This window comes from Streptomyces sp. NPDC058653, from assembly GCF_042716895.1.
Lineage (GTDB): Bacteria > Actinomycetota > Actinomycetes > Streptomycetales > Streptomycetaceae > Streptomyces.
Window position 1 is genome coordinate 53,012 of the sequence record NZ_JBHXRM010000044.1, and the last position, 21,756, is coordinate 74,767.

The window sequence follows — 21,756 nt, forward strand, 5'->3', positions numbered from 1 at the left end:
TCGAACTTTAAGGACGATCTCATGCAACTCTCCACTGACCTCACGGGTCGCGTCGTCATCGTCACTGGCGCCGGATCCGGTATCGGCCGCGCGACCGCGCGATCCTTCGCCCAGGCGGGCGCAAAAGTGATGATCGTCGGCCGCCGCACGGACGCTCTGAAGGAGACGGCCGCCGGACTCCCGGACGTCGTGATCCATCCTGCGGACCTGACCACTCCCACCGCGCCCCAGGATGTGGTCCACGCCGCTGTGGACCGGTGGGGACAGCTGGACGTGCTGGTCAACAACGCCGGCGCCACGAAGGTGATGCCGCTGGCCGATACAACCGCAGAAGGAATCACCACACTGTTCGCCCTCAACGTGACCGCACCCAGCCTCCTCGCCCGGGCCGCCCTGCCTCACCTGCGCGACAGCGGTGGAACGATCATCAACGTCTCCAGCACCTACGGCCACCGGCCGCTGCCGGGCGGCGCGCACTACGCCGCGTCGAAGGCCGCCCTCGAACAGCTCACCCGTAGCTGGGCGTTGGAACTTGCCGCCGACGGCGTCCGCGTCAACGCCCTGGCACCGGGACCGACCGAGAGCCAGGCCCTGGTCGCGGCCGGGCTGCCCGAGGAAGTGATCGAAGGGATCAAGCGGGACGAAGCTGCCCGCGTTCCCCTCGGCCGCCGAGGCGAACCTGCCGAAGTCGCCGCCTGGATAGTACGCTTGGCCGACCCGGACACCACCTGGCTCACCGGCCAGGTCCTCACCGTCGACGGAGGACTGGAACTGACCTGACAATTCGGGATCCCGCCCAGAACCCGACGGCCCGGCAGCCCGACGTTCGCCGACGCGCAGGGACACTGACGCCTGACGGCTGACGGCTAACGTGCAAGGCTTCCGACCAAGGGCTGCCGGTCGGCCTCAGACCGCTCTGTACTCCCCGCCCCACCACTCCGTGATCAGTGCCGCGTACCCGTCGGGGGCTTCCTCCCAGACGAAGTGACCCACATCGATGAAGTCGCTTCGACTCCGCGGAAGCCTGGCTTGCAGGAACTCCGGGTTCTCCGCAGGTACCACGACGTCCTTGCTGCCGGAGATGATCCGCACGGGCGTCTGGATCGACGGAAGCAGCTCACCGAGGATCGGCAACTCCTGCGGATACCTACGCACGTACCGCATGGACTCCGCGAACCTCTCACCCTCGTAGGACGCCAGGTAGTCCTCACGAATCTCCGCCGGCATGGAGTAGCCCTCGGTGAACTCCATCGCGGCTCCCACGATGTGACGACCGTCGATGCCTCGGTAGGGCTCCAGATCCGGGGCTTCGACCCATTCCTTCAGCACCGATTCCAGTCTGAGCGGAACCGCGGCTCCACCGCTCCCCACGACCAAGCTGCGCAGGCGACCCGGCTGCGAGGCAGCGGCGAAGAGTGACGCCGAGGTCCCGATGTCGGGACCGACGAGGTGTGGATTCTCCAGGCCGAAGGCGTCTGCAACACTGATGATGAATTCACCCATCGCCCGCGGAGACAGCAGCTCGTCCCGGCGCTCGGACCGACCGAACCCGGGCAGATCTATGGCCAGGAGATGGGCATGCTCCGCCAGCCGGTTCCATATCGGGTTGAAAGCAAACAGACTCTCCGGCCAAGGACTCAGCAGGACTGCATCCGGCTGGGTACCCCTCCGCTTCCCGCTCTCCGCGAAACGAACAGACAAGCCGCCGATGGTCCTTACCTGTGGACGCATAACAATGTTCGGCTCTGAGTTCACAACGGGTCTCCTTCTATCGACTATCGGCAACGCGTCATCGCGTTGCGCGTTCGGGGCAGCACAGCGGCGCACCGTGGCTGGCGCGCGCCCGATCACCTTCAGGCATGGTCGCGACCCTTCGGCAAGCCGATGGGTTCACGGTGACGCCCCGTCGGGCCGCAGAGCGGTCTCGTCCCCGACGGGGCGTGCCTCTCATCGTGAGCCGAGGCTCGGGTACAGCGCGGTGAGCGGCTGCGACAGGGCAGCATGCACACGCTCTGTCATCTTGTCGACGAGGACCTCGTCCTCTCCGGCTACGAGCGCGTCGAAGATCGAGGCGACGACATCAGCCACCTTGTTGAAGGAGTCCCGGTCCGCGCCGGCCTGCATGGGGGTGTCGGTGGGACCGGGGAAGGCTCCGAGTACCTGAACCCCCTCGGGCGCGAACTCAAGCCGGAAGGCGTTCGTCGCGGACCACAGTCCCGCCTTCGACACGCTGTGCGCCTTTCCGACCGCAAGCCAGCTGAGTACGGAAGCAACTTTGACGAGGGCGCCGTTCGCCGCGCGGAGTGAAGGTGCGAGAGCGCGTGTGAGGCGAATGGGGCCGATCAGATTGGTGTCTATGGTCGTGGTGATGTCGTCGAACGGTGCGGTGAGCAGGTCGCCGCGGGGAAAGATCGCCGCGTTGTTCACCAGGATCGTCGTGTCGGACGCGAGCTCTGCTGCCCGTTCGATCGACGCGGGGTCGGTCACGTCGAGCTGGAGCGGCCTGATCCGCTCGTCGTTCCACTGCTTCGGGGATCGAGCGGTCGCGTAGACCCGGCGGGCGCCCCGGTCGAGGGCGGCGGTCACGAACCCGGAGCCGAGACCTCCGTTGGCGCCCGTGACCAGAACCGTCGCATCCTGCAGTGATGTCATGGTCTTCCTTCCCTCTTGTGAGGAAACGTGTGTCACGAAGGTGTGATGTGTGTGGCCCTGTGCGCCGGTGCGGCCTTCCGGCGTCCTGGGAGCCCGGTGCTGACGACAACTCCGGTCAGGGAGATGACCGCCAGGACGATCCCGAAGGTGACGATCATCGAGGTGACCCCGACGGAGTCCACGACGAGTCCGGCGACGATGGCGGAAAGACCCATCGCGAGGTAGGCGGTCAGGTAGATCGCAGCGAACAGCCCCGCGCGCTCATGGGCTTCCACTTCGGGCACCAGGCCCCTGACGGAGCCGGCGAACGTGGCACCGATCCCGATCCCGCTGAGCACAGCGGCGGCCCAGAGAAGCGGAAGCCACTCGGCCGCGACGCTCCCGACGAAGATGACCGCGCCGATCGTCATGGTGCTGTTGCCGATGATCCTGAGCAGATGGGGGCGCACGCGCCCCGTGGCGGCGGTAAGGACCGTCCCCGCGCCGAAGGCCACGAACGCGGCCAGCCCTCCCAGGGCCGGGCTGGCCGTGGCGAACACGGCGCCGAGCACTACGGGGACCAGCCCCAGGAACAACGTCATGGTCATGAAGGCGCCGACCACCCCGGGGATGCTGGTGAAGTACAGCGCGCGTACCTGTGACGGCACCGAGATCCGAGGTGTCAGCGACGCCAGCGCCCCGGGCTTGCGAGTGGACGTCTCAGGTATGAACACGGCGAAAAGAGTTCCGAGAACCATCACCACGACCAGGACGAGCCACACCGCGGATGCCGGGTCGGAGACGAACTGGGCGAGTATGCCGGCGAACAGTGCTCCTATGCCCAGACCCGCCAACGGAGCCATGCTGGTCATCAGCGCGCCCAGCTTCTTGTGGCGATCAGGAGCGAGTTCCACCACCGCGGCACTCATCGCGCTCGAAGCGGCTCCGGTGGCAATGCCCTGGATGATCCGGGCCACGATCAGCCAGCCGATTGAGGAGGCGTTGAGAAAAACCACCATCGCCACCAGGTCGATCGCGAGAGCTCCGATCACGAGGGGACGGCGACCGATGTGGTCGGAGAGCGATCCGATCACGAGGATGGCGACCAGAAGAGCGATCGCGTAGACACCGAACGCGAGCGTCAGCATCCACGAAGGGAAGCCCCACTCCCTCTCGTACATCGGGAACAGCGGCGTCGGCGCACCAGCCGCGACGAGGATCATCACCATCGCCGCGGTGATTCCGACGAAGCCGACGGAACGGGGCAGATACCGTCCAGGCCCTCGGCGTTCGTGTGCTGCCGGGACGGCGGTATTCGCGTCCGCCAGCCCTTTGCTTACTTCGGTCATCGAAATCATCTCTCGCGCTCGACACAACCTAATAACTCAGAAAAACGAACCGACTACTTGCGGCTGCACACCTGCCTCGCGGTCAGATGCGCTCGGCGCCGTTGCCGAAGATGTTCGTGCACGGCGACCCCTTGGAGTCGGGCGCGAGCGCCCCGCCAATACGAGAGCACTCCAGGCGGCTCCCGGTCCGCACGTCGGTTCGATTACCGGAGTTGCCGTGCTGTCACGCTAGCAGAGCCACTCAGAAAAGCGAACTCATGACCGCGCTGCTCGGGGCAACACCGCGCCAGGCGGCTTGGCCACCGGGCCGGACGGCGGACCGCGTGGTCGTCCGGAGCCGATGCCGGTCCCGTTTTCCTGGTACGTCGGCGGTATGCGTTACCGTGACGGAGTGAGTCAGATAAGCGAACCGACGAATCTTGGAGCGCCCCGCGTCTGCTCCATCGCCGACGCGCTCGACATCCTCTGTGAGCGCTGGACTCTGCACGTGCTTCGGGAGATCGGCTTCGGCGTCCACCGGTTCAAGGACATCCAGGCCAACACCGGCGCACCCGACGAGACGCTGTCTGTGCGTCTGCGCAAACTCAGGGAGAACGGCCTCGTGGAACGGCGTCGGTACTCGGAGCGCCCGCCGCGCGACGAATACGTACTCACCCCCGCCAGCACCGACCTCAGCCCCGTCCTCGCCGCTCTGCGGGAATGGGGTGAACGCTACGTCACGCCCGTGGACGGAACTTTGAGCGAGCCCCGCGTCTGCTTCATCAGCGACGCGCTCGACATCGTGTGTGAGCGCTGGACTCTTCACGCGCTTCGGGAGATCAGCTTCGGCGTCCACCGGTTCAAAGACATCCAGACAAACACCGGCGCACCCCGCGAAACCCTCACGCTGCGTCTGCGCAAACTCGAAACAGCCGGTCTCATAGAACGGCGTCAGTACTCCGAGCGCCCACCGCGCGACGAATACGTGCTCACCACCGCCGGAAGAGACCTCAAGCCCGTCCTCGGCGCCCTGAGAGTGTGGGGCGAACGCTATGCCACCCCGCTCCGCAGGGCGTCCTAAATCAAACGGCTGGACTTGGCTACGCCCATACCGATGCGGACAGTGCCTGCCCGCATCGGATGGGCGGCGGCTTGCTGGCCGGGGTCCGCGCGGGCGGTCGGAGGGACCGCTGGAGCGACCGCAGCACGGTTGGCCAGAGGCGAGCTGCTGATCCCACGATCGTGCTGCTGTTCGGCGAGGACATCAAAACCGCAGGCAGCCTCTCCCTCCTGGTCTCGCTGCCGACCATGCTCGTGGCCTTCGCCCGCTACAGCCGCGACGGCAGCTTCGCCGTCCTCGGCGCCAATCTCTGCTTCACGCTGATCACGGCCGCAGGCTCCACCGTCGGCGCGGTACTGGGCGGACTCCTCCTCGGCGTGTTCCCGGACCTGGTCCTCATCCCAGCTCTGGCGGTGATCCTGCTCGTCTCGGCCGTCAAACTGGCTCGCCACGACTGGCCTTGCCGCGCTCCGCAACACGACCTCGCCCGGGAGGCGAGCCTTCCTCCGGGGGCGACCCGTTCAGTGGCCGCGTCGGGCGTACATGATGACGGCCATCCCGGCCAGGGACACCGCGGCGCCGATGATGTCGTAGCGGTCGGGGCGGTAGCCGTCAGCAACGATGCCCCACGCGATTGACCCGGCGACGAAGATGCCGCCGTACGCGGCGAGGATCCGGCCGAAGTTGTCGTCGTTCTGGAAGGTGGCGACCACCCCGTAGAGACCGAGAGCGATGACGCCGGCTCCGATCCAGATCCATCCTTTGTGCTCGCGGATACCCTGCCAGACCAGCCAGGCGCCCCCGATCTCGAACACGGCGGCGACAGCGAACAGAGCGAGGGAACGGGCGACAAGCACGGCGGAGATCCTCTTGACAGTTGGAGAGAGAAGGGGCGATCGGGCGCGTTCAGGCTGGCGGACCGAACAGGTCGGTGAGCACATCGGCCCCGTCGGCCGGTGCGCGGACGTCAAGGTGCAGGTGCGGGCCGTCGATATGGAGCCGGAAGTCGAAGAACGGGCAGCACCGCTGCTCGGCCGCGGCCAGCTCCGCCACCCGCGCGGTCCGATCCACGGGCAGCGTCAGCCGCAGCCCCTCGGGCACCGCTGTCCGCAGTGCGCCGTCGACCGCCTCCCGCCACTGCACGGTCCGCTCACGTAGTCCGTCACCGGTCAGCGAGCAGACCACAGGCGCCGCGCGCCACGCCTCCGCTTCTGTTTCGGCGGCCTGTCGGCGGGGCGTGGGTACCACGTCCGCCAGCCCCCTACCGCCAGGAGCCGGAGCCGCCGGAGCGAGGAAGCCGCACTCCGGATCACACGGGCTCGCGCGCTCGGGCAGCGCGTCAAGGTGCTCCAGGGCCGTGTACAGGGAGGCGGTGAACGCGGCCAGTTCGGCGGCGCGGGATTCGGCCTCGGCCACGCGGCCGGCGAGCCGCGGACGCAGGTCAGCTCTCACATCCCTGCAAGCGCCGGCCTCCCGCACCGCGAGCAGCTCGCCGATTTCCTCCAGTGGCAGCCCGAGGCATTTGGCCGCGCCGATGAACGCGAGGCGCTCGACCGCGCTCTCGCCATACACCCGGTAGCCGGCCGGGGTCCGGTCGGCGGGCAGGAGTCCGGCGCCCTCGTAGAAGCGCAGTGTGGTCGCCGGTACACCCGAGCGCTCGGCAAGCTGGGAGATGCGGTAGGTCCTCACGCCGCCGACGGTAAACCTTCGACCCCACTTAAAGGTCAAGTCGACTGTTCTCGGGCGCCCGAGTTCCCCAGGGGGTCGTCGCTTTCCAGGCGAGCCACGCATGTACAGGCTTTGTGATTTCAGGATATTCCGTACTGTCCGGGTGTGCTGACCGTTGCCTCCGACATCGAGATGCTGGCCCGTTTCGGCCACGCGCTCGCCGATCCGATCCGCTGCCGTATTCTGCTCGCTCTCCGCCAAGCCCTGGCGTACCCCGCCGATCTCGCCGACCTGGTGGAAATCTCCCTTACCCGTCTCTCCAATCATCTGGCCTGTCTGCGTGACTGCGGCCTGGTCGTCCCCGTGCCCGAAGGCAGGCGTACCCGCTACGAGCTCGCCGACGAACGACTCGGCCACGCTCTGGACGATCTGCGTGCCGCCGTGGTCGCGGTGGAAGCCGACAAGACGTGTGCGGACGCGGACGACAAGGGGTGCCGCTGAGATGGCCGCCGAGACACCGATCTCCCTCGGCCCCTCCCCGGTCAGGCGAGACATCCTCGCCCGGCGCGTACGCCTGCTGGTCGCGGCCACGATCACCTACAACGTCATCGAGGCCGTCGTCGCGATCACCGCCGGCACGATCGCCTCGTCGACCGCGCTGATCGGCTTCGGCCTCGACTCGGTCATCGAGGTCTCCTCGGCTACTGCGGTCGCCTGGCAGTTCTCCGCCCGCGACCACGCGGTGCACGACGCGAGGGAGAAGACCACGCTGCGGATCATCGCGGTGTCGTTCTTCGTACTCGCCGCATACGTCACCTTCGACGCGGCGCGGACGCTGGCCGGCAGCGGCGAGGCCGACCGTTCCATCCCCGGCATCGTCATCGCCGCCCTGTCGCTGGCGATCATGCCGTTCCTGTCCGCCGCCCAGCGCCGCGCCGGGCGCGAACTCGGCTCCGCCTCCGCCGTCGCGGACTCCAAACAGACGCTGCTGTGCACCTACCTGTCCGCTGTCCTGCTGGTGGGCCTGGTCCTCAACGCCACCCTCGGCTGGTCCTGGGCCGACCCCATCGCCGCCCTGGCCATCGCCGCCATCGCGGTCAGGGAAGGCCGCGACGCCTGGCAGGGCAAAAGCTGCTGCGCACCCTCGGTCCGCCCCGCTGCGGGCACGCCTGCCGTGGAACCCGACGCGTGCGGCTACCGCCCCGGGTGCGTCTGCTGCTGAACGCGCGCCCCGCCCCGGAATCACGCAGGCCGCGTGGTCCCCGGGCGGCGCCGGTTTGCGTGCCACGGTCCGCTTCTACGAGGAGGCCATTCGCCAGCTCACCCTTGCGGACCACACACTGCGTCAGGGCGGCACGGTCGCTGCCATTTCGCTGCTCTGGGCCGTCATTTCCCGCGTCAGAATGTGAGGGTAGGTTCGCGCTCGCCGGTGCGCACCGGGGTGAGGTTGGCGAGGTAGCCCTCGGCGTCGAGTACTGCTGAGGCGCTGCCGACGGCGGTGATGGCCTGGCAGTAGGTGTGGTCGACGACATCACCGGCGCCGAATACTCCGGGAAAGTTCGTGCGCGTCGAGGGTCAGGCGTCCTTGAGGTAGCCGGAGGTGTCCAGGCCGAGCTGGCCCTGGAAGGGTTCGGTGCGCGGGTCATAGCCGATCGCGATGAACAGTCCGGTGACCGGGAGTTCGCGGGTTCCGCCGGTGAAGACGTCCCGCAGAACGACGCCGCCCCAGTGCACGTCTGTCGGCTTGACCCCGCACAGCTCGGCCGCAGCTCGCCCCGGACACGTACGCCATCTTCGACATGACGTAGTCACGGCATGCCACCGCCGCCTTTCCCGCCTGCCCCAGCGCGTCCCGCCAGCGGGCGAGGAACTCCTCCATCGCGCGCTGCGAGGGCGGCACCCTGAGCCCGGAGCTCCTACGGTGCCGTGGCCGGTTGAACAGATCGACCGGCGACTCCACCACCGCGCCGAACAACCGGGCGATCTCCCCAGCGAACCCCTGCTCCAGGAACACGAAGTACCGGTCGATGTTGCTGATCTTCGCCCGCACCGCCGACCGCGCCCGCTTCCCCGCGCCGGCGTCATGCGCTGCGCTTTCCGCTTCTGTGACACAGACCCCCACGCAGCCACTCATGCACCACCACGAACGTGTCAGGAGCCGGTGTCCATTATCTGGTCAGGCGGCCGGTGCCACGTTGTGGTTGATCCGGAAGATGTTGGCAGGGTCGTAGATCTTCTTAACGCCCGCCAGGCGTTTGTAGCGCTCTGATCCGTAGATCGAGGCGGCGTGGGTCGCCTCGTCCGGCGCAAGGTTGTTCACCAGCCGCCGGTCGGCCCGCCAGGGTTCCATACCGTCGAGCACCGCCCCTACCGACTCCTTGAGCTGCGGCTCTTCCGATACCCGACCGCCCGCGACGCACAGCAGGACGTACGGCAGGCCCCTGGTGGCCACGGCGTTGGGCACTGAGGGCTCCCGGTCCCACGCCCCGCCCAGGGCACGCAGTTCGACCACGGTCGGGGTGCTTTCAGAGTCCGGGCCGGCGAGTTCGACGAGCTTGTCCAATGCCTCCGCGGGGAACTCCCGCAACATGATGCTCCGTTCGTAGTAGTGCACCGGTTCAGTCGGCTCGTTGTGGATCGAAGCGACCTTCGTGTAGGGGATGTCGGCAACGGTGTCCAGGAGCGCTGGAGCCGCCGCCCGCAGCGGTGCGGTCATCCGCTCGCCGTCGGCGGCTGTGCCGTTGTAGGCGATCCGCACGTGCGCGACGAACTCCTCGTGCGGGGACTCGCGGAGGGGCTCGGGCAGTTGGGGCAGATCTCGGAGCTGCAGTACGGCGAACGAAGAGGTCATGGTCTCCGGCGTACCCGGGTGCCAGGCGGTCCAGGCGCGCAGCACGTCCGCCATCCGCTCCCCGGGGAAGTAGATCCCGCCTCCGTAGAGGCGGGACACCGGGAACAGATCGAACTCCAGCGCGGTGACCGCTCCGAAGTTGCCTTTGCCGCCGCGCAGCGCCCAGAAGAGCTCGGGTTCGGACCCCGCGTCAACGTGCCGGAACTCGCCGTCGGCGGTCACCACGTCCAGCGAGCGCACATGGTCGGCGGCATATCCCTGGGAGCGGCCGAGGGTCGGGCTGAGACCGCCGCCCAGGGTGTATCCGGAGACTCCCACCGTTGGATTCGACCCGTTCAGCGGAGCCAGCCCGGCCTCGGCCGCTTTTTTGACGACCTCGGCCCACAGCGCCCCCGCGCCGATCCGGGCCGTACGGCCGATCGCGTCGATGGTCACATCGTTCATCCGGTGGGTCGCGATCAAGACGGCGCCGTGTGCCGGGCCGACCATCTGGTGGCCGGTGGTCTTGATCAGAACCGGGCGGTGCTGCCCCGCCGCGAACGTGACCGCAGCCTGGACATCGGCCGCGCTCTCCACCACCACGATCACCGCGGGAGCCAGATCGTGAGCCAGGTTGAAGACGGCGCGCTCATCGTCGTATCCCTCGTCGCCCGGCAGCAGAACCGGCCCCGCCACCGCAGCCCGGAGAGGCACGGCGTCCTCCGGCAGCATCAGCGGCAGGGCCGAATCATTGAAAGTCATGACATCTAGCCTATTGCGAGTGTGAGTATTCCGAAAACGTGCGGTCCTCATTGGGCGGGTCGAGACTGAGTCCGGCGGCAGGGGTGCGGACAGGCCGCAGTGGTGGCTGCCTTCATCTGCGGAGAGCGGGCTGCGAGTAGCCCCAAAGCTGTGCGGACCGCCTCACGTGCGGCAGCGTGCGCCGGTTCGGTGCATGGGGGTGTCCCTGGTGGCGGGCATGCCCGCCGGTCGTGCGGGACCGGGCATGTTCCCCGGTCCCGCATTGAGGACGCTGTGTCCCTAGGGACGGGTGTCCAAGGGGTTGTCTGCCATGAGGGTGCCAAGGCCGGCGCTCAGCGCGCCGGCCGCAGAGCTGGCCGGTTTGCGCGCAGCCTGTTCCCGGAAGCAGGCGAGAAAGTCCGCTGTGAAGTCGAGGCGTGGATAGCGGGTGATCACGTCGCGGCGGAAATCGCTGTCGAAGTCGTCCAGGTTCGCGCCGACTACGTCCGTGGCGGTGGACTGGGCCAGCAGGTGGCCCTCGGGGTCGGTGGACTCGTCGACGTCCAGCTGCATGTGCCGGATGATCACGTCCGAGAGGCGTTCACGGCGTTGCGTCGTCCATCCGGCCCCCGCCGCGAACACGCTCGCCACGTGGCCGCCTGCTTCCTCGAACGCGAGAGTGTGGCTGTCGAAGGCCGTCATCAGGCCGAGGTCGTGGAGCATCGCTGCCACGTACAGCAGTTCCGGGTCGAAAGGGATACCGCGCGCGGTGCCGCGGGCGGCTGCCCATACGTAGGAGCGCAGGGAATGGTTGAACAGTGCAGGCGACAGGTACGCCGATGCCACCTCCCGGGCGGCGGCCGACGCTGCGGTGTCGGGGACCACGAGTTCGTTGAGGGTCGTTCGGGTCATGAGCGCTTTCCTTCGGCTGAGCCGTGGGTGACGTGAATGACGGCCTTGCGCCAGACACGTGATATCTGCGAGGCGACCGCTGTTCGCAGCGTGCCGTCAGTCGATAACCCATCGAGACACGACTGTCCGTTTTCCTCTCCACTCCACCCTGCCGCAGCCCCGTCGTTGTTACCACCTTCATCTGGACCTGTATCCCTTGAATCCGGACGGACGAGGACCATATTGGTGGGGTGCGGCTATCGGATCGTGAAGCCGCCGGGGCCGACTGTCGTAGTCGTTGAGCCAGATGTTCACGGTGCGGCTTGCCGCCGCCGTGGGCGAGGGCCACACACGACTGCACGGTATCCGTGGGGTGCCGGCCCGCTCAGGGTTCGCCGTCACCGGCGAGAGGGGCGCCTCTTTCGCGGTCCCGGACCGTCGTACCTGCGTGGACCCACGGACCTCACCGATCTGGCCAATACCTCGGCTGTCCACGGGGAAGTGTCCTGAACGGTGGCCGTCCGGTGATCGCGCCCGGTGGCTCCGACAGTTCCCTCCCGGTCTACCGGGATCCGGTACCCGGTTAGGCTACCGGATCCCGGCCGTGTCCGTGGACGCCGGAGCAAGGGTTCGGGCCAGCAGGAGCGCGGTGTCGTCGTCGGCAGGTCCGTCCGGGAGCATGATGTCGACGACCGTGTCGCACAGGTCGCCCAGGGACGGCGCCGGGTGAGTGAGTGCCAAACGCAGCCGTTGCATGCCCTGGTCGATGTCGGCGTCGCGGGTCTCGATCAGGCCGTCGGTGTACAGCGCCAGCACGCTGCCCTCCTCCAGTTCAACCTCGACCGATGTGAACGATGCCAGTCCCACCCCGATCGGCGCTCCAGGAGGAACGTCGGCGAACTCGACCGATCCGTCCGGAGCCAGAATGGCGGGCGGCGGATGCCCCGCGCTAGCCATGGTGCACCGCCGGGTGGCCGGGTCATACAGCGCGTACAGACAGGTCGCCCCAACCGCCGGGAGTGAGGCATCGTCACCTTCCAGGTCACCCCGGGCCATCTCGACCACGAGTTCGTCGACATGGGTGAGCAGCTCGTCGGGCAGCATACTCAGCTTGGCCAGCGTGCGGACCATGGTCCGCAACCGCCCCATGGTGGCCGCCGCGTTGATGCTGTGGCCCACGACGTCCCCGACCACCAGGGCGATCCGACCACCGGCGTACGGAACGACGTCGAACCAGTCACCGCCCACGCCGCCGTGGGTGTCGGACGGCAGGTAGCGGGAAGCCACCTCGACGACGCCGGCGCCAGACAGGCGGTGCGGCAGCAGATCGCGCTGCAGCGTGAGCGCCATTGCCCGCTCGCGGGTGTAGCTGAGAGCGTTGTCGAGGCTCAGCGACGCCCGCGACACCAGGTCCTCGGCGAGGACGAGGTCGGCCCGGCTGAAAGGGGTCGGGTTCTCGGTGCGGACGAAGACGGCGATGCCCAGCATCGCCCCGCGCGCGTGCAGCGGGACGATGATCAGGGAGTGCATCCCGGTCTGGCGGATAACCCGGGCTCGGTCCGGGTCGTTGTCGAGCCAGGTGCCCGGGGATGTGTCGAGGAACGGTTCGAAATGGGACCTCCGACTCCCGAGAACGGCGGTGAAGGGAGATTCGCGGGGGACGAAGACCGCCATTCCCGGAGCCCAGAGCGATTCGCGGAGGTCGGCGTGGATGGAGGCCGCCGCAGCACGGTAGAAGCCGGGGATGCCGGGGCCGTCGGCCCGGATGCGTTCCAGCGGCACTCTTCCCAGCGGGACCGCCTCGGTCAGGTCGATCGTGGCGTAGTCGGCGAGGTTCGGCACTGCGGTCTCCGCCAGCTCCTGGGCAGTGAGCATCGGATCCAAACTGGTCCCTACGCCCCGCTCCGCCTCGCTGAGCAGCCTGAGCCGTCCGCGCTCCTGCCCGCCGCTGCCATGCATTGCCACCGAGCACACACCCAGCGGCCGCCCGTCGGATCCTTCCAGGCGCAGGAAGGTCACCCAGCAGTAGTTGCCCTCCCGCTCCGCCGACGCTGGCCACAGCTCGTGGCGGATCAGCGGCACGCCGGTCTCCAGCACCCGCGTCATCGCTGATTCCAGGAAAGCGGGATGCCGGGCGTCGAAGAGGTCGGTCACGTGACCGCCCAACTCCGGGCCGGCACGGAAGATCCTCCGGTCGTAAACACTGTCGTTGAACCACGTACAGCGCAGGTCCCGGTCCCACGTGGCCAGGCTGAACGGCGCATGTCCGATGAGAGCACGCAGCGCCGGGGGGTCCAGGCTCGGCCGTGCCACCGGATCGTGCGTGCAGAGAAGCCAGCCCGCTGTGCGGTCACCGCCGTGCAGGGCGAAGACCGAGAGTCTGAGCTCCTCCTGCCGGCCGTTTCGGCGGCTGATCCGCACGGGGCCCGACCAGGTGCGGCCGGCGGCGAGGGCATCGGCCGGAACGGAGCCGCCCGGGGCCAGCAGGCGCGCGAAAGGACGGTGGAGCACCTCGCCTGTGGGGTAGCCCCACAAGCGCTCGGCGGACCCGGTCCAGGTGGTCACCGTCAGATGGGAATCGAGCACGGCGAGCACCTCAAGGGGCTCGCCGGCAGTCCCATCTCCCGGGGTGGACATAGAAGAACTATACGACTCATGCCCTTTTAGGCCGCTCTGCCTGGCCTGCAGGGTTCAGAATATCGACAACCGCCCAACCGCAGGCGGGAGGCATGGTCGGTAAGGCGTTTTCCCTGTTGGGGTCACCGGATGGTCGGAGTCCCCCGCCGCCACCGCGCGTACGTCGTCGGCGAGCCGATCCAGATGGTTGGTGACTCCCCGGCGCAGGGCGTAGTCCGGAGAGCGTGGTGCCGTGCTCTCTGTTTCAGGGGAAGAAGCCGCGCATCGTGTGATCGCTTCCCACGGGTGTGCGTTCAGGTCAGGCAGTGACGTTCACTGCGGTGATGAGCACGGTTACTGGTGTGTCGCTTGCCAGCTTGGTTGTGATTGCTGTTCGGACGGCGCGGGCTACGTGCAGTGGATGGTGCCCGGCCGCCGTGGCGAATTCGACCCGCAGGTGTCCCCGGCGTTCGGTCACCGGGCTGCCCAGAGTCCTGGTGAGGTGGGCGACGCCGGGAACGGCGATTGCGGTGAAGGCTGCTTCTTCGTCCGGGGAGGTGGTGGGTACCTCCATCGGAGTAGGGGGCACGGGGGAAGCATCAGCCGACTCCAGGAGCGCCGTTACCTGCAGGTTCACCTCTGCGACGTGCAGTCCCAGCCGATCGGCCGCGCAGGCGAACAGTACGTGGCGCAGTTGATCTGCGAGGGCGGGCAGCGGCTCTCCGGGCAGGGCTGCGAATTCCCCGTCGATACGCAGAGGGCCGGGTGGCAGCGCGCTGGGTGGGGCGGTAGTGGCGGGCGTGCCCGCAGTGTCCGGATCGATCAGGCCGATCCGCAGCCGGCCGGGTGTCGCACCCGGCAAGGTGGCGCCGGCTCGCCGGAGTTCCGCCGCGGCTGCCCATTCGAAGAGCCAGGTGGCGTCCTGCGCTTCGCCGAGGGGCAGCGCTCTGCCGAGGTCGCGGAGCTGTTGTACCGCGGCGGGCCATCCACCGGTGCTGTGCGTCGTGGTCATGTTTTCAGCGTGCCGTATTCGTGGCGCGGTGCTCGGCAAGCACGCTTACTCTGAGCCGTGAGTCCTGTATCTAGCAGAAAAGGGTGAATTGCGATGTCGGAGAACGCGGCGCACAACCAGCCCGGGGCTTCCGTCAGGGAGCGGCCAGACGGGGAAGGGGAAAAGCCCTCGGCGGGCAGGCGGGGCGGCAGCCCCGGTTCGCGGGGGCGCACCACTATCGCCGACGGCGTGGTGGAGAAGATCGCCGGTCTGGCGGCCCGCGAAGTAATGGGCGTGCATGCGATGGGCGGCACCGGTATGGCCCGCACTTTCGGCGCCGTCCGTGAACGGGTCCCGGGTAGCAGCAGGTCCGTCAGCCAGGGTGTGAAGGTGGAGGTGGGAGAAACACAGACAGCGATCGATCTGGACATCGTCATTGACTACGGGGTGGAGATCGCCGATGTCGCGGGGGCTGTCCGTGAGTACGTCATCTCTGCGGTGGAGCGGATGACGGGCCTGGAAGTCGTGGAGGTCAACATCGCGGTCAGCGATGTGAAGCTGCCCGGCGAGGAAGACGACGACTCACAGTCACAGCTGCGCTGACGCGGGCGACGTGAAGAGGAGCACACGATGAACAGAGCGGCCGCCGGCCTCCTGGCCGGTATCGCGCTCGGATTCGCCGGGTACTTCGGCGGCTTCGGAGCTTTTGTGGTGGTGGCCGTACTGGGGATCGCCGGGTTTCTGGCCGGGTGGTATTCCGACGGCGACATGCAACCCGGCTACTTCTTCCGCCGGCCCCAGCGCGACGACGATGTTCTGCGGCGCCGTGACCGTTACGGGCGGCGGCGGTGACCCGTATGGCTGCTGATCAGGTCGCGACGGCTGAGCGCGGGTCGACCGTGATCACTGACCGCGCGGTGATCAAGATCGCCGCGCAGGCGGCACGCGAGGCACTTGATGCCGCCCCGTGGGTAGGCACCGCGCCGAACGCCCGGGTCAGGGTGCGTCACGGCGCCGCGCACGTGCGCGTCAGTGTGGAGCTGTCCTATCCCAGTGACATCGGTGCACAGTGCAGGGCCGTACGCCGTCAGGTCGCCGCACAGGTGACCGCATTGGCGGGCCTGGAGGTACCCCACGTGCAGGTGAGAGTCGAACGGCTGCACTCCCGGGCGGGGAGTGCAGCACACCGGAGGGTCCGATGAGTGAACCCGCACCTCAACCGGGCGGGCAGGGCACCGGCGAGGACGAGGGCCGCGCCAGCGCCGCGGCCACACGCCATGAATCCTCACCGAAGAAGCCGGCCGGGGGCGCCGGCAGGACCGGGCGCTTCTGGTCCATGCGGCGGATTCCCGCCCTGCTGCTCGCCGCGGTACTGGCCGGAGCAGCCGGACTGCTGCTGTACGACATCGTCTCGGTACGTGCGGGCGGCCCGGCGATGTACTGGCGCCGCAGACTGGCACAGGAGCTGGCCGAACAGCCATTGAACGAGACATGGGTGGTGGTCGCTGCCTGCGCCGCCATGGCTCTCGGGGTCTGGCTGGCCCTGCTCGCTCTCACCCCTGGTCTGCGCGCTCTGTTGCCCATGCGACGCGACGCCACGCAGCTAAGGGCAGGCCTCGAACGCGATGCTGCCGCGCTGGTACTGCGCGACCGGGCGATGGAAGTCTCCGGCGTCCAGGCCGCACGGGTGAAGGTCCACCGCTCCAAGGTGCGAGTCCGCGCCCAGTCCCACTTCCGCGCACTCGACGATGTACGCAAAGACCTGGACGCGACTCTGGGGGGCGCTGTCGGGCAGCTCGGCCTGGCCAAGCCGCCTTCACTGTCGGTCCGTGTCCGCAGGCCCAAAAAGACGGGATGACAGAATGATCCGGACGGTCAATCGCCTACTGCTGGCTGTGATCGGACTCGTCCTGTTCTGCGCCGGTGGCGTGGCCATGGCGCAAGGGCAGGGCTGGGCAGTGCCGTCCTGGTGGCCATACAGCAGTTCACACGACGTACTGCTGACCCACGCCAACCGCCTTCGCTGGCGCAACGACGACTGGTGGTGGCCCGTCGTCATCGCCGCCCTCGCTGTCATCCTTGTGCTCACCCTTTGGTGGCTGCTGGCTTTACTCCGGCGCGCCCGACTGTCAGAGGTAGTCATCAACACGCCCGACGGAGACGGCGCAACGCTGCGCGGAAAGGCCCTGGAGAGGGTCCTGGAGAGCGAAGCGGAAGCCCAGGACGGGGTGGCTGGTGCACGGGTCAGACTGACAGGCCACCGCACCGCACCCGTGGTGCGCGTCCGCCTGCTGCTGGAACCGCACGCCGCACCAGCCGACACGCTGAACCACTTCACCAGCGAAGTGCTGGGCAACGCACAGCGTTCCGCGAACCTGGCGGCGCTTCAGGCGGAAGCCCGCCTGCGGGTCACGAAGCACCACGCGGAGCAGGTGACCTGAGTGGATGACACTGTCGGCGATCTTGAAATTCGGTGTGGTTGATCAAACCCTGCGTGGCACCTGAGCGATGCGTTTTACCTGTTCAGGTGATCGTGTAGCGGGGCGGTCCTCGGGTTGGAAGTCTTTTGCGGTCCTGGTGACCGTTGGGCGAACGGAACGTTCGTGCTCAACGGTGCTGGTGCGGCTGTGGTGGTGGGTGGAGTGATGAGGGTTCACCCGTTCGTGGTGAGCACCCCGAGATTGGCGAATCTAGTGGCCCGTGCGGGTGGCACGGTTGGGGTCCGCGACTTCGGAAGCCCGAGATGTGCGTTCGCTCCCGTTCCGGCGGTGTGGTTCCCGAGCTGACGGTGCGCGTGGCTCGCTCGGGCAGGCAATCCCCAGGCCACTACGACCATGGCCATCCATGACCATCTGAAGGGTCTCTGGAGCGACAAGGGCTTCGAGGAGTGGTATAGACGGCGAGCCGGGTCTGTCACCTGCTCAGTTGGCGACGGTGTCGGTCTTGCAGTTCCTGCTGGAGCTGCCCGACCGTCAGGCCGCCGAGTCCGTGCGCAACCGCATCAACTTCAAGTACGCGATGGGCATGGAGCTGGAGGACCCTGGTTTCCACCACAGCGTTCTCTCCGACTTCCGCGAGCGTCTGGCTGAGGAAGGTCGGGCCGACAGTTTGCTGGACCTCGCGCTGGAGAAGATCCGGGCAGTCGGCCTGGTCCGGGAGCGTGGCCGGCAGCGCACCGACTTCACCCACGTCCTAGCCTCGGCATGTCATGCCCGTGTCGGCAGCTGGACGGCGGGCGGTAGTGGGGCAGCTTCGGGGTTTGCCCGAAACGACTGGATGATCAGCGCCGCGAGTCGGCGCGTCGCCGCTGCCTGTGCCGCAGGGGAGCCTGCGCGGATGCCGTGCCCCGCCTGCATGGTGAGGACGATGTCCTCCAGGACGATGTCCCCTCGCAGTTCGCCGCTTTCCTTGGCGCGCCGGATCAGTTCGAGCAGCCCGTTCACCGTCCGGTCGTGGTCGGCGGTGTACTCGGCGCTGCGGGAGAGCTGCGCGAGGATGGGCCACACCCGCGGGTCGCCGCCGTGCGCGGTCACGAGCTTCTCGATCACCCGTGATAGCCCCTGCCACGGGTTTCTCGCCGCGAGACCCTCTTCGATGACCCTTGAGCACAGGGTCATTTCCTTGTCGAAGGCTGCGGTGAATAACGCCTGCTTGGTCGGGAACCGCCGGTAGACGGTGGCGGCGCCGACCTGGGCGCGGCGTGCGATTTCCCGGACCGGCACGGACAGGCCCTCGGCGGTGAATGCCAGCCGGGCCGTTGCCAGGATGCGCTCACGGTTGTCGTGGGCGTCTGAACGCAACTGACTCACTTTGGTCGCCACCACTCTCACTATGGACGGGCAGGAGGACCGTCCCGCCTACGTTCGGAGCCATGAGAGCAATCCAGTTCGCCGAGTACGGCCCGCCCAGTGTCCTCCGGATCGTCGACGTTCCACAACCGCACGCGGGCCTCGGGGAGATCCGCATCGCCGTCCGTGCCTCAAGTGTGTCACCGGGCGAGGTGCGCAGCCGGTCCGGGGCGATGAGGGAGGTGCTGGAGACGGCCTTTCCCGTCCTGACCGGCTACGAGGCGGCGGGGGTGGTGGACGAGGTAGGTGTGGGTGTGTCCGGTGTTCACGCCGGGGACGAGGTGTTCGGCGCCACCTCACCTACCCGTCGCGGCGCCAACGCCGACCATGTGGTCCTCACCACGTGGACACGGAAACCGTCCACGTGGACGTGGGAGGAGGCGTCCGGCGCGATGGGCGCCGTCGAGACGTCCTTCCGGGTGCTGGACCGGCTCGTCGTGGCCGCCGGAGACACCGTGCTGGTGCAGGGCGCAGCGGGCGGTACTGGCACGGTCGCCGTGCAGCTCGCGGCCGTGCGCGGCGCGACCGTGATCGGCACGGCGAGGGAGCGCAACCACGGCTTCCTGCGCTCCCTCGGCGCGGAGCCGACGACGTACGGGCCGGGGCTGGTTGAGCGGGTCCGCGCGCTGGCGCCGTCCGGTGTGGACGCGGTGGTCGACTGCGCGGGCGGCGCGCTGGCCGATCTGGTCGCCGTCGCGGGCGACCCGGCCCGCGTGGTGACGGTCGCCGATGTCACCGCTGCCGCCCACGGCGTGCACTTGTCGCACACCTCGCCGGGCATGCCCCTGGGCCCCGCCGATCCGCCCGCGATCTACGGCCTGGCGATCGCGGTCGAACTGGCCGAGCGGGGCCGGCTGCGAATCCCCGTAGCGGGGGTGTTCCCTCTCGCCGATGCCGCGGCCGCACACACGCTGAGCGAGACCGGACATGCCCGGGGCAAGATCGCGCTGCTGCACTGAACCTCCGTGCGGGGCCAGGTCGATCACCAACCGGCTGGGGCATGGGTCGGTCAGGTCAGCGCCAGCGAGGAATGGTGTCCTCGTCGACACCGCGACCTGTGCGCGCCCCGCGAGATGCCGCTCCGGCCACAGAGCCTTCCTGCTGAGCTACCCGATCATGTGGTTTGCCACGAACGGCGGAGAGTCCTGCTGCAGGTCAGGTCTGGACGTCGGTGCTGTGCCAGAGATGAGGGATTGGCCCCTCGGAGCCGCCCTGCGGGGGAGCTTCAAACCGCCACATGCTGCGGAAGCGGCGCGACCGTGGTGAGCGATGTGGGAAAGGCCCCCCTTCGGCGAGGATCTGCTCGGCCAGTTCCGGCAGCGCCTGCCGCACCTGCGCGGCTTGCTCTGCAACAGGGGTCGGGTGAGGCGCTGTCCTCGCTGGTGGAGGGTGGGCAGGGGGGTGCGGGTGTTGTTCAAGGTGCGGTGGTTGGGGGCCTGGTCGAAGAAGGTGGAGAGGGCAACGGTGACGCACGGAGACCGTTCTCCACCGGCCCCTTGGCCCCACCCTGCTGCGGCAGCAGTGCGGTGGTTGGCAACCCCTCGGACGCCTGGCTCGTGGGCTTCCCCGGCCCGGCGCGCCGGACTGTGCGCCGCGCCGCTCGCCCGCACAGGCGTCGGAGTGCGAGGTAGAAGCGGTCGGGGAGGAAGACCAGGTCCGCGACGATCATCGCGCCGGAGAAGAGCGGCAGTCCCATGAGTACCGCGATCCCGATGTGCATGCCCAACAGCATTGTCAGGACGGGGTACTTGAGCCTGCCGAACAGGACGAACGGGAACGCGACCTGGAGGAGCACCGTCCCGTACGCGGTGATCGCGAGCAGTACGGTCTGTTCGTCCGCGATCTGTGAGAGTGCGGGCCAGGGCCGGAAGAGTTCGAGATTCAGTACGTAGTGCATGGCGGTGCCGCTGCCCCACGTACCGCCCTGCACCTTGTAGAGGCCGGCCGATCCGTAGAGGAAGCAGACCTGGACGGCGATGACGATCAGTCCGCAGTTGTGCAGCACCGTGACCAGCGTGGTCCGGGCGTAGCGGAGTTGGCCTGCCGGCGCCGTCGTACGCCCGTCGCCCGTCGCACCGTGCCGGGCCGCTCTGCGCGCGTCCAGGGACCAGCGCTGGCCGCAGGCGGTGAGTACGAGGTAGAAGGCCATCAGGAGGATGAGGTTGTCGCCGCCGTCCGTCATGAAGATCGACCGGGAGTGGAACGAGGCCACGACGAGGGCGAAGAGGACGGACACGGCGCGAGTCCGCCAGCCGAGCGCGAACAGCGCGGAGGTGACGACAGCCAGCGCGTAGCAGAGTTCGAAGTAGGTGCGGCTCTCGGAGAGGGCGAGGATGCTCGCCCAGCCGGTCTGGTCGTAGAGCTGTGCCGCGAGCTCCGGGGTCCAGGGCGAACCGGGTCCCCAGATCTCGTCGCGATGCGGGAACTCCCTGAGCAGGAAGCCCAGATAGAGCAGGCCGTAGCCGATGCGCAGCACTGCCGTGGCGTAGAGCGAGAGCGGCTGTTCGGTCAGCAGGGCGTACAGGCGCCTGGTCCGGTCGCGCGGTGAGAGCTGTTCAGTTGCCATCGGGCGTCACCTTCCACCAGGGCAGGAGCCGGGTCTCGGGGGTCTTCGGCGAGCCCTGGGCCGCGCGCGTGCCGTCCGTCCCCAGGGGCGGGATGGGCACGGTGACGACGCGGAGCTGGATGAACGGGGCGCCTTTGCCGAAGCGGTCGCTCGTCCGCGCCACCGCGATGTTGCGCAGATACTTCTGCATCATTACGGCGCGGGCGGAACGCGACTCGTCGCTCCCGCCGTGCAGTTCGAGGTACGACGTCCAGGCCCGGCGCAGTTCGTTCTGCGCGGTGTGGCTGGGGAAGGGGCTGTGCTCGACGGCCGCCTTGTCCACGGCCGTCAGGTCGAACCACCCGCTCACCTGGACCTTTCCGTCGGCCGCGGTGCGCGCCGTCCGCGCGGAAATCTGCCGGTTGACGGAGTCCGGGTCAGGGGCGAAGAGCCGCCAGTTCTGCTCGAAGAGCGGATAGACCCAGGCGTTGATCTGTCGGCTGTAGCGCTGCGAGACGGCGTTGGGGGGCGCGATGTGCAAAAACACCAGGACCGCGTGGGTCAGCACGGTCGCCAGGCAGAGGAATACGACGGTACGCAATCCCGC

At 68.1% G+C, this 21,756-nt stretch carries 23 protein-coding genes and 2 pseudogenes; 11 read left to right on the top strand and 14 right to left on the bottom strand.

What is annotated here, in order from left to right:
• The first annotated feature begins 21 nt into the window (after positions 1 to 21).
• Positions 22 to 780 (top strand): SDR family NAD(P)-dependent oxidoreductase, encoded by a 759-nt coding sequence (locus tag ACFWU9_RS29580; protein ID WP_384323861.1) that lies wholly within the window; start codon positions 22 to 24, stop codon positions 778 to 780.
• Positions 781 to 906: 126 nt separating this feature from the next.
• On the opposite strand, the gene ACFWU9_RS29585 is transcribed toward ACFWU9_RS29580, so the two are convergent.
• The 3 genes from ACFWU9_RS29585 to ACFWU9_RS29595 all read right to left on the bottom strand — a co-directional run bounded on the left by ACFWU9_RS29585 (position 907) and on the right by ACFWU9_RS29595 (position 3,980).
• Positions 907 to 1,755: an alpha/beta fold hydrolase gene (locus tag ACFWU9_RS29585; protein ID WP_384323807.1), complete on the bottom strand. Its 849-nt coding sequence runs from the start codon at positions 1,753 to 1,755 to the stop codon at positions 907 to 909.
• A 192-nt stretch (positions 1,756 to 1,947) separates the two neighbouring features.
• On the bottom strand, positions 1,948 to 2,652 hold the full coding sequence (locus ACFWU9_RS29590; RefSeq protein WP_384323809.1) for an SDR family oxidoreductase: 705 nt from the start codon (positions 2,650 to 2,652) through the stop codon (positions 1,948 to 1,950).
• A 32-nt stretch (positions 2,653 to 2,684) separates the two neighbouring features.
• Entirely contained in the window at positions 2,685 to 3,980 is a 1,296-nt protein-coding gene (locus ACFWU9_RS29595) for an MFS transporter (protein ID WP_384323811.1), read from the bottom strand.
• Positions 3,981 to 4,371: 391 nt separating this feature from the next.
• Between ACFWU9_RS29595 and ACFWU9_RS29600 the strand changes: the two genes are divergently transcribed.
• Positions 4,372 to 5,040: a winged helix-turn-helix transcriptional regulator gene (locus ACFWU9_RS29600; RefSeq protein ID WP_384323813.1), complete on the top strand. Its 669-nt coding sequence runs from the start codon at positions 4,372 to 4,374 to the stop codon at positions 5,038 to 5,040.
• On the opposite strand, the gene ACFWU9_RS29605 is transcribed toward ACFWU9_RS29600, so the two are convergent.
• The 3 genes from ACFWU9_RS29605 to ACFWU9_RS29615 all read right to left on the bottom strand — a co-directional run bounded on the left by ACFWU9_RS29605 (position 5,037) and on the right by ACFWU9_RS29615 (position 6,708).
• Complete coding sequence (locus ACFWU9_RS29605; protein ID WP_384323815.1) at positions 5,037 to 5,471, bottom strand: hypothetical protein; 435 nt, start codon at positions 5,469 to 5,471, stop codon at positions 5,037 to 5,039. The genes ACFWU9_RS29600 and ACFWU9_RS29605 overlap by 4 nt on opposite strands.
• Positions 5,472 to 5,540: 69 nt before the next feature.
• On the bottom strand, positions 5,541 to 5,876 hold the full coding sequence (locus tag ACFWU9_RS29610; protein WP_384323817.1) for a YnfA family protein: 336 nt from the start codon (positions 5,874 to 5,876) through the stop codon (positions 5,541 to 5,543).
• 49 nt (positions 5,877 to 5,925) lie between these two features.
• Entirely contained in the window at positions 5,926 to 6,708 is a 783-nt protein-coding gene (locus ACFWU9_RS29615) for a MerR family transcriptional regulator (protein WP_384323819.1), read from the bottom strand.
• A gap of 144 nt (positions 6,709 to 6,852) precedes the next feature.
• On the opposite strand from ACFWU9_RS29615, the gene ACFWU9_RS29620 reads away from it, so the two are divergent.
• A complete protein-coding gene (locus ACFWU9_RS29620) occupies positions 6,853 to 7,188 on the top strand; it encodes an ArsR/SmtB family transcription factor (protein ID WP_384323821.1) in 336 nt (111 codons plus the stop codon).
• Position 7,189: 1 nt separating this feature from the next.
• Positions 7,190 to 7,909, top strand: a complete 720-nt coding sequence (locus ACFWU9_RS29625; RefSeq protein WP_384323823.1) for a cation transporter — start codon at positions 7,190 to 7,192, stop codon at positions 7,907 to 7,909.
• Between the two features lie 176 nt (positions 7,910 to 8,085).
• Here the strand turns inward: ACFWU9_RS29625 and ACFWU9_RS29630 are convergent.
• From ACFWU9_RS29630 to ACFWU9_RS29650, 5 genes and pseudogenes are all read right to left on the bottom strand, one after another.
• A pseudogene (locus ACFWU9_RS29630) lies at positions 8,086 to 8,424 on the bottom strand (NAD(P)/FAD-dependent oxidoreductase); the annotation flags it as partial.
• 439 nt (positions 8,425 to 8,863) lie between these two features.
• Positions 8,864 to 10,279, bottom strand: coding sequence for an FAD-binding oxidoreductase (locus ACFWU9_RS29635; RefSeq protein ID WP_384323825.1), 1,416 nt, complete (start codon positions 10,277 to 10,279; stop codon positions 8,864 to 8,866).
• Positions 10,280 to 10,558: 279 nt separating this feature from the next.
• The gene (locus ACFWU9_RS29640; protein ID WP_384323827.1) at positions 10,559 to 11,170 is read right to left on the bottom strand and encodes an HD domain-containing protein; all 612 of its coding nucleotides are present in this window, start codon (positions 11,168 to 11,170) and stop codon (positions 10,559 to 10,561) included.
• A 567-nt stretch (positions 11,171 to 11,737) separates the two neighbouring features.
• Positions 11,738 to 13,786, bottom strand: a complete 2,049-nt coding sequence (locus tag ACFWU9_RS29645; RefSeq protein WP_384323829.1) for a SpoIIE family protein phosphatase — start codon at positions 13,784 to 13,786, stop codon at positions 11,738 to 11,740.
• 298 nt (positions 13,787 to 14,084) lie between these two features.
• On the bottom strand, positions 14,085 to 14,777 hold the full coding sequence (locus ACFWU9_RS29650; protein ID WP_384323831.1) for a hypothetical protein: 693 nt from the start codon (positions 14,775 to 14,777) through the stop codon (positions 14,085 to 14,087).
• Positions 14,778 to 14,870: 93 nt separating this feature from the next.
• Here ACFWU9_RS29650 and ACFWU9_RS29655 point away from each other — a divergent pair, with 93 nt between their 5' ends.
• The 6 genes and pseudogenes from ACFWU9_RS29655 to ACFWU9_RS29680 all read left to right on the top strand — a co-directional run.
• Positions 14,871 to 15,359 (top strand): Asp23/Gls24 family envelope stress response protein, encoded by a 489-nt coding sequence (locus tag ACFWU9_RS29655; protein ID WP_384323833.1) that lies wholly within the window; start codon positions 14,871 to 14,873, stop codon positions 15,357 to 15,359.
• A gap of 27 nt (positions 15,360 to 15,386) precedes the next feature.
• Complete coding sequence (locus tag ACFWU9_RS29660; RefSeq protein WP_384323835.1) at positions 15,387 to 15,608, top strand: hypothetical protein; 222 nt, start codon at positions 15,387 to 15,389, stop codon at positions 15,606 to 15,608.
• Between the two features lie 5 nt (positions 15,609 to 15,613).
• Entirely contained in the window at positions 15,614 to 15,958 is a 345-nt protein-coding gene (locus ACFWU9_RS29665) for a hypothetical protein (RefSeq protein WP_384323837.1), read from the top strand.
• Positions 15,955 to 16,614 (top strand): DUF6286 domain-containing protein, encoded by a 660-nt coding sequence (locus tag ACFWU9_RS29670; RefSeq protein WP_384323839.1) that lies wholly within the window; start codon positions 15,955 to 15,957, stop codon positions 16,612 to 16,614. Before ACFWU9_RS29665 ends, ACFWU9_RS29670 begins: the two co-directional genes overlap by 4 nt.
• Before the next feature lie 4 nt (positions 16,615 to 16,618).
• Entirely contained in the window at positions 16,619 to 17,197 is a 579-nt protein-coding gene (amaP, locus tag ACFWU9_RS29675) for an alkaline shock response membrane anchor protein AmaP (protein ID WP_384323841.1), read from the top strand.
• A gap of 457 nt (positions 17,198 to 17,654) precedes the next feature.
• Positions 17,655 to 17,847: pseudogene (locus tag ACFWU9_RS29680) on the top strand (transposase); the annotation flags it as partial.
• Positions 17,848 to 17,962: 115 nt separating this feature from the next.
• Here ACFWU9_RS29680 and ACFWU9_RS29685 read toward each other — a convergent pair.
• Positions 17,963 to 18,577: a TetR/AcrR family transcriptional regulator gene (locus tag ACFWU9_RS29685; protein ID WP_384323843.1), complete on the bottom strand. Its 615-nt coding sequence runs from the start codon at positions 18,575 to 18,577 to the stop codon at positions 17,963 to 17,965.
• Between the two features lie 50 nt (positions 18,578 to 18,627).
• On the opposite strand from ACFWU9_RS29685, the gene ACFWU9_RS29690 reads away from it, so the two are divergent.
• Entirely contained in the window at positions 18,628 to 19,563 is a 936-nt protein-coding gene (locus ACFWU9_RS29690; RefSeq protein ID WP_384323845.1) for an NADP-dependent oxidoreductase, read from the top strand.
• Positions 19,564 to 20,018: 455 nt separating this feature from the next.
• Here ACFWU9_RS29690 and ACFWU9_RS29695 read toward each other — a convergent pair whose 3' ends face one another.
• Both ACFWU9_RS29695 and ACFWU9_RS29700 read right to left on the bottom strand, forming a co-directional pair.
• Positions 20,019 to 21,170: an HTTM domain-containing protein gene (locus ACFWU9_RS29695; protein WP_384323847.1), complete on the bottom strand. Its 1,152-nt coding sequence runs from the start codon at positions 21,168 to 21,170 to the stop codon at positions 20,019 to 20,021.
• The coding region (locus ACFWU9_RS29700) for a DUF5819 family protein (protein WP_384323849.1) at positions 21,160 to 21,756 on the bottom strand (597 nt) is incomplete at its 5' end. The genes ACFWU9_RS29700 and ACFWU9_RS29695, both read right to left, overlap by 11 nt.